The organism is Streptomyces sp. NPDC057950, from assembly GCF_042887295.1.
GTDB lineage: Bacteria > Actinomycetota > Actinomycetes > Streptomycetales > Streptomycetaceae > Streptomyces > Streptomyces kaempferi.
On record NZ_JBHVPP010000007.1, the window covers coordinates 74,234 to 86,863 of the forward strand.

The 12,630-nt window shown below is 73.0% G+C and carries 9 protein-coding genes; 1 reads left to right on the forward strand and 8 read right to left on the reverse strand.

Translation table 11 applies throughout. The features are described 5' to 3' along the window. The first annotated feature begins 92 nt into the window (after positions 1-92). The gene (locus ACFVTC_RS14190; RefSeq protein ID WP_390126852.1) at positions 93-1,625 is read left to right on the forward strand and encodes an alpha/beta hydrolase; all 1,533 of its coding nucleotides are present in this window, start codon (positions 93-95) and stop codon (positions 1,623-1,625) included. 95 nt (positions 1,626-1,720) lie between these two features. On the opposite strand, the gene moeZ is transcribed toward ACFVTC_RS14190, so the two are convergent. From moeZ to ACFVTC_RS14230, 8 genes are all read right to left on the reverse strand, one after another. After that, the gene (moeZ, locus tag ACFVTC_RS14195) at positions 1,721-2,899 is read right to left on the reverse strand and encodes an adenylyltransferase/sulfurtransferase MoeZ (RefSeq protein ID WP_390126853.1); all 1,179 of its coding nucleotides are present in this window, start codon (positions 2,897-2,899) and stop codon (positions 1,721-1,723) included. 63 nt (positions 2,900-2,962) lie between these two features. Beyond that, entirely contained in the window at positions 2,963-3,712 is a 750-nt protein-coding gene (locus ACFVTC_RS14200) for a spherulation-specific family 4 protein (RefSeq protein WP_390126854.1), read from the reverse strand. Further along, positions 3,700-4,659: an NAD-dependent epimerase/dehydratase family protein gene (locus ACFVTC_RS14205; protein ID WP_390126855.1), complete on the reverse strand. Its 960-nt coding sequence runs from the start codon at positions 4,657-4,659 to the stop codon at positions 3,700-3,702. Before ACFVTC_RS14205 ends, ACFVTC_RS14200 begins: the two co-directional genes overlap by 13 nt. Positions 4,660-5,008: 349 nt before the next feature. Further along, on the reverse strand, positions 5,009-6,037 hold the full coding sequence (locus ACFVTC_RS14210; RefSeq protein ID WP_390127057.1) for a hypothetical protein: 1,029 nt from the start codon (positions 6,035-6,037) through the stop codon (positions 5,009-5,011). Positions 6,038-6,543: 506 nt separating this feature from the next. Further along, positions 6,544-8,484: a DUF3492 domain-containing protein gene (locus ACFVTC_RS14215; RefSeq protein ID WP_390126856.1), complete on the reverse strand. Its 1,941-nt coding sequence runs from the start codon at positions 8,482-8,484 to the stop codon at positions 6,544-6,546. Positions 8,485-8,674: 190 nt separating this feature from the next. Continuing rightward, a complete protein-coding gene (locus tag ACFVTC_RS14220) occupies positions 8,675-10,618 on the reverse strand; it encodes a dipeptide ABC transporter ATP-binding protein (RefSeq protein WP_390127058.1) in 1,944 nt (647 codons plus the stop codon). 5 nt (positions 10,619-10,623) lie between these two features. Next, a complete protein-coding gene (locus tag ACFVTC_RS14225) occupies positions 10,624-11,640 on the reverse strand; it encodes an ABC transporter permease (protein WP_390126857.1) in 1,017 nt (338 codons plus the stop codon). Then, the gene (locus tag ACFVTC_RS14230; protein WP_390126858.1) at positions 11,637-12,629 is read right to left on the reverse strand and encodes an ABC transporter permease; all 993 of its coding nucleotides are present in this window, start codon (positions 12,627-12,629) and stop codon (positions 11,637-11,639) included. Before ACFVTC_RS14230 ends, ACFVTC_RS14225 begins: the two co-directional genes overlap by 4 nt. Position 12,630: the final 1 nt, after the last annotated feature.

Below are 12,630 nucleotides of genomic sequence, written 5' to 3' on the forward strand. Positions count from 1 at the left end.
CCACAGGTGCCCGGGGCTGCTCGCCGCGGGCGCCTAGTATGGCGTGCAGGTGATCCGCGGCATCCGGCGGACACGGGTGAGGGGGGAAGCTCATGACGCGTTTCGCGCGGTGGACGGCCTTGGTCGCGGCCGCTTTGCTGGTGGCCGGCTGCGGCGGCTCGTCCGGGAACGGCAAGGACGAGGGGAAGAACAGCGATCCCCCGTCGGCCACCACCCCGTCGTCCGGCGCGGCCTCGGCTCTGCCGGCCTCGCTCACCTCGCAGAAGCCCGACTGGGGCCGCTGCAAGAGCACTTCGGGCGACTGGCAGTGCGCGACGCTCAAGGTGCCGCTCGACTACGCGAAGCCGGCCGGCGAGACGATCGGCCTCGCCCTGATCCGTTCGAAGGCGACCGGCGGCCAGGGCAAGCGCCTCGGCTCACTCCTGTTCAACTTCGGTGGCCCCGGCGGCTCGGGCGTCTCCACGATGCCCGGCTACGAGAGCCTCGTCGGCCCGCTCCACGAGCGCTACGACCTGGTGAGCTGGGACCCGCGTGGTGTGGCCGCCAGCGAGGGTGTGCGCTGCCGCGGTGACAAGGCGATCCAGGCCGCCGAGTCGGTGGACGCCACCCCGGACGACGCCGCCGAGGAGAGCGCCTACTTCAAGGACGCCACGGACTTCGGCAAGGGCTGCGAGAAGGCCGCCGGAAAGCTGATGTCGCACGTCTCGACGACCGACACCGCCCGCGACATGGACCTGATGCGCCAGGTCCTCGGCGACAGCAGGATGCACTACTTCGGCATCTCCTACGGCACCGAACTCGGCGGTGTGTACGCCCACTTGTTCCCGAAGAACGTGGGGCGGCTGGTGCTGGACGCTGTCGTCGACCCGAGCGCCGACACGGTGGGCCACGCCAAGAACCAGACCCTGGGGTTCCAGCGCGCCCTGGACGACTACCTCAAGTCCACCGGTCAGGAACCCGAACAGGGCTCCCGAAAGATCGTGGACCTTCTGGACCGCATCGACGCCAAGCCGCTGCCGACCACCGGCGGGCGCCGGCTCACCCAGACCCTGGCCCTCACCGGCATCGTGCTGCCGCTGTACAGCAAGGCGGGCTGGCCGCGCCTGACCAGCGCGCTCGAGAGGGCCGAGGACGGCGACGGGACGGAACTGCTGGAGCTGGCCGACGGGTACAACGACCGTGACTCCGCGGGGCACTACGGCACGACGACCCATTCGCAACGGCTCATATCGTGCTTGGACGACAAGCAGCGGCCGACTCCCGAGGAGACGAGGAAGCTGCTGCCCGAGTTCGAGAAGATCTCGCCCGTCTTCGGGGACTTCATGGGCTGGGACACGGCGGGCTGGTGCCACGACTGGCCGGTCGCCGGTCAGTACGACACCCCGGAGGTCAGCGCCCCGGGAGCCGCGCCCGTCCTGGTCGTGGGCAACACCGGGGACCCCGCGACGCCGTACGAGGGCGCCCGCAGGATGGCCGACGAACTGGGCAGGGGCGTCGGGGTCGAGCTCACCTGGAAGGGCGAGGGCCATGGCGCGTACGGGAGTGGCAGCGAGTGCGTCGACTCCACGGTGAACGGCTATCTGCTGAGCGGGACGGTACCGAAGGACGGCAAGGTCTGTTCATGACGGCGGCGGGGGTCCCCCACACCTGTCGTGTGGGGGACCCCCGCCGCCGGAAGTGCGGGACGAGCCGGTGCACAGCGGACCGGCTCACCCGTCGCTCAGTAGATCGGCTTGTCCGGCTCGATCTGGTTGACCCAGCCGATCACGCCACCACCGACGTGCACCGCGTCCGAGAAGCCCGCGGACTTCAGGACGGCGAGGACCTCGGCGCTGCGGACGCCCGTCTTGCAGTGCAGGACGATCTTCTTGTCCTGCGGGAGGGTCTCCAGGGCGGTGCCCATGAGGAACTCGTTCTTCGGGATCAGCTTGGCGCCGGGGATCGAGACGATCTCGTACTCGTTGATCTCGCGGACGTCGATGATCTCGATGTTCTCGCCGTCGTCCATCCACTCCTTGAGCTGCTTGGGAGTGATCGTGGAGCCGGCCGCCGCCTCCTGGGCCTCCTCGGACACGACGCCGCAGAAGGCTTCGTAGTCGATGAGCTCGGTGACGGTGGGGTTCTCACCGCAGACCGCGCAGTTCGGGTCCTTGCGGACCTTGACCTGGCGGTACTGCATCTCCAGGGCGTCGTAGATCATCAGACGCCCGACCAGGGGCTCCCCGATGCCCGCGAGCAGCTTGATCGCCTCGTTGACCTGGATGGAGCCGATGGACGCGCACAGCACGCCCAGGACACCGCCCTCGGCGCAGGAGGGGACCATGCCGGGGGGCGGGGGCTCCGGGTAGAGGCAGCGGTAGCACGGGCCGTGCTCGGACCAGAAGACGGACGCCTGGCCGTCGAAGCGGTAGATCGAGCCCCACACGTACGGCTTGTCGAGGAGCACGCACGCGTCGTTGACCAGGTAGCGGGTCGCGAAGTTGTCCGTGCCGTCGACGATCAGGTCGTACTGGCTGAAGATGTCCATCACGTTCTCGGCCTCGAGCCGCTCTTCGTGCAGGACCACCTTCACGTACGGGTTGATGCCCAGTACGGAGTCGCGCGCCGACTGGGCCTTGGAGCGGCCGATGTCCGCCTGGCTGTGGATGATCTGGCGCTGCAGGTTCGACTCGTCGACCTCGTCGAACTCCACGATGCCGAGCGTGCCCACACCGGCTGCGGCCAGGTACATCAGCGCCGGGGACCCGAGGCCGCCGGCGCCGACACACAGCACCTTGGCGTTCTTCAGCCGCTTCTGCCCGTCCATGCCCACATCGGGGATGATCAGGTGGCGGGAGTACCTGCGGACCTCGTCTACGGTGAGCTCGGCAGCCGGCTCGACCAGGGGTGGCAGCGACACGGGGACTCCGTTGGTCGGTCAATCACTACAGTTGTTCTCCCCGTAACACTGCCACGCCCTTCTTCATTCCGAGACACCCGTTCCGATCCGCGAGACGATCTCGTCCCAGTAGCCGGGCATCGTCTCCCAGGGATCGGTGCGGCCGCCCCGGTCCGTGCGGTCGGTGAAGTAGATGGTCGAGGCGCCCTGCCAACGGGCGATGCGCAACGCCTCGTCCAGATGACCGCGCGGCACGCCGTGCACGAAGTGGCAGAACCGCTCGGGCATGTAGTCGGCGGTCCACTCGGCGACCTGCGACCAGCGGTAGTCGCTCCAGGATCCGGAGAACGTCACCAGCTGGTCGGCGTTCTCGGCGTAGCCGGGGTAGGGGTGGGTGCCATGGCCGAGCACGATGTGCGGGTCGTCGAGGAGGGCGCGGAGCCCGGTGACCGCCCGGCGGACCTCGGGAAGCGCGGCCCGCTCGGTGGGGCAGCGGTGCAGGAGGAAGCCGCCGACCCGGTACCAGTCGAGATACCGGTGCGCGTCGGAGATCAGCTCGCCGACGGCGCGTGCGCCGTACGTGACGTCCAGGTGCCCGAGCACGCGCACACCGGCGTGGCGCAGGCGGCCGACGGCCTCCAGGCAGTGCGGGTCGGGGCGGATGCCGGGGCCTTCGGCCACGTTCAGGACGACCCAGTGCAGGGGGGTGCCGGGGCGGGTGAGCGCGCCCCACTCCCCCGGCGCGACGAGGGGGTGCGCATAGCCGGGGATGCCGAAGCCGGTCCTCAGGTCCGTGCTCGCGGTGCCCGCCGTGGCGCTGGTCAGATGCGGCATGCCGCCTCCATCCAGATGTCGGCGAGGGACTCCTCGAGGTTGATCCGGGGCCGCCAGCCGAGGCGGTCGCGCGCGGTGCGCACATCGGCCTGCTGCCAGCTGCCGCAGCCGTCCGGGTAGGGGTAGGCGACCGGGCCCGCGTGGTCGGGTTCGGGGCGGGGGTGCCCGATGGGTGCCCTCATGGGTCCGGGCGGGCCGTCGAGTTCGTGCAGTGTGCCGCCGTAGCCGGCCACGCGGGCGAGGACGGCGGCGGCGTCACGCAGGCGGACGGCGCGGCCCGAGCCGATGTTGATGACGCCCTGTGCGGCGGAGAGGGAGGCGGCGTGAACGGCACGGGCGACGTCGCGGACGTCGATGAAGTCGCGCTGGACGCCGAGTCCGCCGAGTTTGAGTTCGCCGTCGCCGGACTGCATGGCGCGCCGCATGGCCTCGGCGAGACGGCCGAGCGGGGATCCGGCGGGCGTCCCGGGCCCGGCGGGCGAGAAGACGCGCAGGACGACGGCGTCGAGTCCGGAGCCCAGGACCAGTTCCGTGGCCGCGAGTTTGCTGACGCCGTACGGGCCGCCGGGCCGCGGAACGGCGTCCTCGGCGGTGGACGAGCCGGGCTGGCTGGGCCCGTACTCGGCACCGCAGCCGATCTGCACGAGCCGCGCCCCGCACCCGCTGCGCCGCAGCGCCTCGCAGACGGTGGCGACGGCGACGGTGTTGTGCCGGGTGAGTTCACGGGCGCCGCCGCGGGTGGCACCGGCGCAGTTGACGACGACCCCGGGGTGTACCGCGTCCAGGAAACGGGTGAGTGCGCCGGGGCTGCCCGAGGCGAGGTCGAACCGTACGTCGGCGTCGTCGCCCCGGCCGAGCGCGGTGAGTTGCACGGCCGGGTCGGCGAGCAGCCTGTCGGCGACGAAACGGCCCAGGTATCCGTTGGCTCCGATCAGCAGGACCCTCATCGGGCGGCTCCCGGGGCGGATTCTCCGGTTCGGGAGGTGATCATCTGGCGTTCTCCTTCAGGGTGGTGCCGTGGGTCGGAAGGGAGGCCCGCGGTGTCGGCCCCGCGGGAGAGGTGGGCCTGGCGGTGGGGCCGGGGCCCTCGGGCGGCGCTCGCGGCGGCTCGCGGGGGTGACGCGTCAGTGGAGGGGACCGTGGGCCGGGTCGGGGTGCGCGGGTCGTGGCGCGGTGCGGGCGACGCTCGGCTCGTCCGGACCGGGCTCGGCGTCCACCGGGGTGTGCCGAGCGGTGACCGGATCGAGCCCGGGGAGACGCCGTGTGCGTGGCCCGGGTCGGGGGCGGGGGCGGCGCTCATGGCGTCCCGTCGGGTGCCGCGTGGGCCGAGGCCCGGGTCAGGGTGCGGGTCGCGTGGATGAGGAGGATGAGGGCGCCCGCGCCGCACACCAGGGCCGGGACGGCGCCGGGTCCCCAGGCGTAGGCGACGGTCTCGACGGGCGTGTCCAGGAACGCACAGCCGGGCAGGCGGCCCGCGAAGACCGTGGCCGTCGCGGTCGCCTCGGCCGCGCCGGCGGCGCCGAGGACGACAGCGGGGGCGTGGGTGAAGCCGCGCGCCGTGAGCAGGCGTGCGAGGAGAAGCAGCGCGCCGAGGGCGCCCGCTCCGGCGTAGGCGGGCGGCTCGTCCAGGACCGCCCCGCACAGCGCGAGCAGGGCGCCGAGGGCACCCAGGAAGAGGGCGAACACGCCCAGGAGCAGGGGCCTCACGGAGACCGCGAACTCCTTCAGGCCCCGGCTGGCGGCCAGTCGGCGGCGGGCGCCCGCCATGAACAGGTGGGCGCACCAGGCGGCGGGGGCGCAGGACAGGGCGAGGGCGAGTACGGGCGCCGTGGCGGGCGGCCAGGGGTCGTCGGGTCCACCGGAGAGGGCGGCGCTCAGCAGCCCGTCACCGAACAGGGCGTACGCGATCAGCCAGCAGGTCCACGCGCGGGTGCCGTTCGTCGTGCGGTGAGCGGTGCCGAGCGGCCCGCGGCGCAGGGCGGCGCGCAGGCCGAGCGCCACGGCGAGGGTGCCGGTCGCGGCGACGGCGAGGTGGGCCCGCCCTTCGGTGAACCGCAGTCCGGTCACGGTGGCCGCGCAGAGGACGCCCGGCAGCAGGGCGAGCACGGCCCAGCCGGCGCGTGCGCCGGAGCGTTGCGCGGGGGCGGGCCGCGGGGCCGGTTCCACCTCGCGCGCCCGGCGTGCGTACATCTCCTCGGCGAGGGAGAACACGTCACGGTGGCGGAAGCGGGTTGCGGTCCGGTCGGTCAGTCCGTGTGCCTCCAGGCCGGCCGCGATCTCCAGCGGGTCGACGGCGCGTTCGCAGAGCGCGCGGTGCCGGTGCATCAGGGCCTTCACCGGGTCCACGGTGTTCCGGCGGGCGGGCGGCCTGCGGGAGTGTCCGAGGAGGCCGCCCGCGACGGTCGAGGTGTCGGGCTCCGCGCTCGTACCCGCGTCCGCTGGGCCTGTCCCTTCCCCTGTCCCTTCCCCTGTCCCGTCCCCCGTCTCAGCCCCGGATCCGGCCTCGGCTCCGCGAGGCGCGCCGCCGGGCGTGAGACCAAGTGCGGCCACGGGTGCACTCCCCGTCCGACTCCCCCCGCTCGGTACGGCCGTTCCCCCGTTCGGTACGGCCGTCCCCCCGTTCGGCACGGCCGTCCGCGCGCGCGGGTCCATCTCCACGTCTGCCACGGATTCCTCCGCCACGGACTCCTCGTCCCCCACGTGCCGCTCCCCGGACTGCTCGTCCCCCAGAAGCCGCTCCACCGACTGTTCGTCCCAGGCCCCGGCACTCCTCGGTGTCGCGGGCCGGTCCATCGCGTCGAGTCGTCCTTCGGTTCTGCCCGGTTCGCTCATCACGCGCTCTCCCCCGCGGTCAGCGGAACCGTCGCGCGTACCGGGGTCCCCGCCGCCCAGCGCTGCCGCCCAGCGGCGGCGATGGGGCGGGCCTCGGTCCAGCGGCCGGGCACGTGGGCCTCCGCGGGTACGCCGAACGGCAGTGGTTCACCCAGGGCGTCCACGACGACCCGCCGGATCGGGGAGTGCGAGACGATCTCGAGGTAAATGCCGTGAAATGCCTCGACGTTCTGCTCGACGGTGAAGAGTTCGAGGGCACGCGCGCGTGCCGCCGCGCCGAGGCGTGCGCGCCGCGCTGGGTCGCGCAGCAGCGCCACGCACGCCTCGGCGAGCGCCCGCGGATTGCGTGGCGGCACCACCAACCCCGTACCGCCGATGACCTCGACGACCGCGCCGACGTCGGTGGACACCGTGGCGCGGCCGCAGAACATGGCCTCGACGAGGCTGATCGGGAAGCCCTCGACAACGCTGGACAGGACGACCAGGGCACCGGACGCGTACGCCTCCGCGAGCCCCGGGGCCTCCGGACCGCCGATCTCCTCGAAGGACACCGGGTTGTCGCCGACGGCGTGCACGCCCTCGGCCTCGTCGGGGAAGAGGTGGGCGGCCAGCGCCTTGCAGTGGTCCAGATAGAGCGCGCCGTCCGGCCCGTCGACGGGCGCTCCGATGATCCGCAGCCGGGTCTTCGGCTCCTCCTTGCGGATCTCGGCGAAGGAGTGCAGCAGGGAGACGAGGTCCTTCGACGGTTCGACGCGTCCGACCCAGACCAGCGTGTCCGGGTCCGTGCAGCCGGCTCCCTCGACGCTCTCCCCCACCTCCGCGAAGCGGGACGCCTCCATGCCCGGGTAGACGGTACGCAGTTTGGCGCGGTCGGCGCCGCAGCGCTCCTGCCAGCGGCGGGCGTGGGTGTTGCCGGGCGTGATGAGCGCGGCCCGGCGGTAGACCTCGGTGGCCAGCCGGCCGTGGAAGGAGGCGAGCAACGCCCTTACGGCGGGCGGCTCCTCGGTGGCGGCGGAGGCCAGATAGTGCGCGCGCAACGGCACCCCGTACTCCGTGACGAGCAGCGGGACCGAGGCGAAGTGCCGGGCGAGCAGACCGGGCAGGGCCGCCGAGCCGCCGGCGGCCGCGTGGCAGAGGTCGACCGCGCCGAGCCCGTCGTCCGCGTACCAGTCCAGTGAGAGGGGGCGCAGCGACCGCTCGACGTGGGTGGCGACGGCGAGCAGGTCGGACACGCGGGCGGTGCGCGCGGCGCGCAGTGCGCCCGGCGCGCGGCAGGCGCGTTCCCATGCGCGTACGGCGCCCTCGGAGCGCAGTGCGCCGGCCAGGCCGCCCTCGTCACGGGCGAGTTCCGCGAGCCCGTACAACGCGGTGGCGAAACGGTCCGCCTCAAGGCCGAAGGAAACCCCCGAGCCCGCGAGAACCCCCGCAGCACCCCCGGCACCCGGCCCACCCGCCACGCCCGGTCGACCCGCCACGCCCGGTCCACCCGCCACGCCCGGTCCACCCGCCACGCCCGGCCCACTCCCGACGGCCGCTCCCCCCGCGGCACCGAGGCCCCCGGCCGCCCCCGCGCCGCCGGCAACCCCCGCCCCACCGGACGCGCCGGCCTCCCCAGGGCCGTCCAGGCTTCCCGGGCCCGCGCACACGGCCGCCGCCAGCTCCCCGAAGCACTCGGCGTACCGTCGTCGCACCCGGCGGCCGTGCACCCTGCGCCCGTACACCGCTCCGTCGTCCTCGGCCGTCCACAGCGGAGCCGTCCGTACGCGGTTGATCTGGGGCGGCAGTTGGACCCAGCCCTCGTCCTCCTGCTGTCGGCTGCGGCTGAGCGCGTAGATGTCGAACTCGTGCTGCCCGAGCCCGCGCACGAGCCGGTCGCACCAGAGCTTGGCGTCACCGCTCACATACGGATAGCCACCCTCCGTAAGCAGTCCGATGCGCACGAGTGCACCCCCGATCTCCCATATGGGGAGCCGCCGTTGACCCGGCGGCTCGCAGCGGGAAGAACGTATGCGGACATGGCGGTGGCGCGACGGACGGTTGTCCATCGCGCCACCAAAAGGGGTGAACGGGCGTAACTTTCCCGCGCAGGTCGCGTTCTGTCGCGCTAGGGGATCACGCGATGACGCCCCGTCACACGGTGGCCAGTTGTCCGCGGGCCCTGCGCCGCTCCGCCGCGACCTCCGGATCGAGTGCCGGTACGGCGGCCAGCAGCTGCTTCGTGTACGGGTCCTGCGGGGACCCGTACACCTCGTCGGCGAGGCCGTGTTCGACGATCCGGCCGCCTCTCATCACCGCGACCCGGTCGCTGACCTGGCGTACCACGGCCAGGTCGTGCGCCACGAAGACCAGCGCGAGACCGAGTTCGCGCTGCAGTTCGGCGAGCAGGGCGACCACCTGGGCCTGTGTCGTGACGTCGAGCGCGGAGACCGGTTCGTCGCAGACGATGACGCGCGGGTCGGCGGCGAGCGCCCGCGCGATGCCGACCCGCTGGCGCTGTCCACCGCTGAACTCGTGCGGGTAGCGGTCGTAGTGCGCCGCTTCGAGCCCTACGCGCTCCAGGAGCTCCCGTACGCGCCCCCGGATGCGCGTCTCGTCCCGTTCGCCGCGGGCCCGGAGAGGGTCGGCGATCGACTCGCCCACGCTGCGGCGGGGGTTGAGGGAGGAGACGGGATCCTGGAAGACCATCTGGACGGTGGGACGGACGCCGGACCGCGCCCGGCCCTCGTAGCGGACCGACCCGGCGGTCGGCTCCAGCAGTCCGACCAGCATCCGCCCCAGCGTGGTCTTGCCGCTGCCGCTCTCGCCTACGACGCCGAGCGTCTCCCCGCGCCGGACCGTGAGCGACACCCCGTCCACGGCGGTGAACCGCCGCTTGCCGCGGCCGAATTCGCGCCGCAGGTCCACCGCTTCGAGCACGACCTCGCCGACCGCCCCGCCATCGGACGCACCACCGGACGCGCCATCGACCGCCGCACCGGCGACCGACGCCCGGTCCTCCGGCACGCCACCATCCGACACGCGCGCCATCGACACGCCGTCGTCCGACCCACCAGCGCCCGACGCACCGCCGTCCGACGCACCGCCGTCCGACCCGCCGGCGCCCGACGCACCGCCGTCCGAAGCACCACGACCGTCCGCCCCGCCCCCGCCCCTCTCGGCAGGAGCCGGCACGGCCACCCCGGCCCGAACGCGCGGCGCGTCCACACCCGGTACGCCCGCACCCAAAACGCCCGCACCCGGAACCTTTGCGCGCGGAACGTCCACACGCGGAACGGCACCCAGCAACTCGCGCGTGTACGCCTCTCGCGGCGCCCCGAGGACCGCCGCGACCGGCCCGTGCTCGACCGCCCTCCCGTGCCGCATGACGAGCACGTCGTCGACGCTCTCGGCGGCCACACCCACGTCGTGGGTGACCAGCAGCAGCCCCATCCCGGTCTCCTCCCGCAGGGTGTGCAGCAGGTCGAGGATCTGGGCCTGGACGGTCACGTCGAGGGCCGTGGTCGGCTCGTCGGCGATCAGCAGGTCCGGCGCGCAGGCCAGCGCCATCGCGATCAGTGCGCGCTGCCGCATGCCGCCGCTGAACTCGTGCGGGCGCGAGCGCGCGCGCCGGGCGGCGTCCGCGATGCCGACACGGTCGAGCACCTCGACGGCACGTGCGCGTGCGGCGCGCCGGGACGCCTTGACGTGGACCCGGTACACCTCGGCGATCTGGTCGCCGACCGCGTAGTAAGGGTCGAGGGACGACAACGGATCCTGGAAGACCATCGCGGCCTTCCCGCCCCGCAGCCGCCGCAGTTCGTCGTCGGAGGCGGCCTGTACGTCCACGCCGGCCACCCGCACCGCACCGCCGACGCGCGCTCCGGTGCCCCGGTGCAGCGCCAGCAGCGCGGACGCCACGGTGGACTTGCCGGAGCCGGACTCGCCGACCAGTCCGAGCGCGGCGCCCTTCTTGAGGGTGAAGGAGAGCCCGTCGACGGCACGCAGGTCCCCGAACCCGACGACGAGGTCGCGGACGTCCACGAGCGTGTCGTCGGTGTCGTGCGGCCCGCCGTCCAGGGATTCGTCGGTCTTCACGAGACTCACGTCAGCACCACCCGTCGGTCGGCCATCGCGTACAGGACGTCCGCGACGGCGTTGGCCAGGACCACGAAGAAACCGGTGACCAGCACCATCCCGACGACCACCGGCAGGTCGACGACCTGCACCGCGTGGACGAGTTCACGTCCGAGTCCGGGCAGTCCGAACATCGTCTCGGTGAGCACGGCGCCGCCGATCGCCGAGCCGACGTCGTTGGCGTTCAGCGCGATGACCGGCGCGATCGCACCGCGCAGGGCGTGCCTGCCGATGATCGAGCGTTCCCCCACGCCGTAGGCGCGGAAGGTGCGGACATGGTCCTCGGCGAGCGTCTCCAGCATCGAGGCGCGGGTCAGCCGGGCGTACTTGGCGGCCTCGATCAGGGCGAACGCCAGCCAGGGGAGCAGCAGGTTCCACGCCCACTGCTCGGGGTCCTCGGTGAAGGGAACGTACTGCGGGAAGGGCAGCCACTGCAGCTGTCCGCAGACGACGATCATCAGCACCAGGCCGATGACGAAGACGGGTGTGGCGGTGCCGGCGAGGGTGATGCCGGTCAGCACGCGCTCGGTGATCCGGCCGCGGCGCCACGCGGAGAGCACGCCGGTGCCGACGCCGAGGACCAGCCACAGCACCATCGCGCCGAGCACGAGCGAGAGGGTGACCGGCAGTTTCGTCCAGATCAGCTGGGTGACCTGCTGATCGCTCTGGTACGAGAGGCCGAGGCAGGGGGCGCCGCAGTGCTGGACGGAGGTGCCCGTCGAGTAGTCGTGTCCGACGACGATGCCCTGCAGGAAGTGCCAGTAGCGCAGGTACAGCGGGTCGCCGAGCTTCAACTGCTCGGAGACCTGGTGCACCTGGGCGGGTGAGCAGCGCGGGCCGCAGGTGATCTGGGCGACGTCGCCGGGAGCGACGTAGAAGACGAGGTAGATGATCACGGAGATCGCGAGCAGGGTGACGACGGCGCCGACCAGGCGCCGTACGGCGAATCCGGTGAATCCGCCGGCCCCGGGCAGGTTGCTCATGCCCTGGCCTCCCGCTTGCGTCCCGTGCCGATGCGCAGCCGCGAGGCGGCGCGCGGGTCGAGGGCCGTGCGCACGCCGTCGCCGAGGACGGTCAGCGAGAGCACGGTGAGGAACAGCGAGCCCGCCGGCAGCAGCAGGTACTGCGGCGCCGCCTGGTACCAGACGTCGGCCGCGGTCAGCATCTGGCCCCACGAGGGGGTCGGCGGTTTCACGCCGACGCCGAGGAAGCTGAGCGCCGCCTCGACGGTGATGTTCAGGGGGACGAGGAGGGCGGCGTACGTGATGACGGGCGCTGCCAGCGCGGGCAGGAGTTCGCGGCGGGCGACGCGCCAGGGGCCCCAGCCGCTGAGCCGGGCCGCCGCGACGTGGTCGAGCTCCTTGAGGGTCAGGGTGTGGGCGCGCACGATCTTCGCGGTCGAGCCCCAGGCCACCAGGCCGATGATGAGGGCGACCAGGACGGGACGCGGGAAGCCGCTGGGCACGATCGCGAGCAGCGCGAGGGACATGATCATGAGGGGCATCGCGATGATGATGTCGGTGACGCGGCTCAGCAGTTGGTCGACCCATCGGTTGCCGAGGCCGGCCGCGACACCGACGACGACGCCGATGAGGACCTGCACGAGGGTGGCCGCGAACGCGACACCGAGGGAGACCCGGGCCCCGTAGACGAGGCGGGCGAAGAGATCGCGGCCCGTCTGCGGTTCGACGCCGAGCCAGTGGTCGCCGCTGACACCGCCGAGTGATCCGAGCGGTACGCCGCCGCGCGCGGAGTCGACGAGCGAGGGGTGGTAGGTGGTCGGGTCCTGGCCCTCGATCGCCGTGAACAGCGGTGCGGCGAGTGCGACCAGGAGGAGCAGCGCGACGACGGCCGCGGCGACGAGGGCGGCGCGCTGGGTGCGCAGCCGCCGCCAGAACTGACGGGCCCCGGAGGCCCCCGGGACGGACATGTCCGTCCCGGGGGCCTGGGAGGCGACGATTGCCTCGCTCATG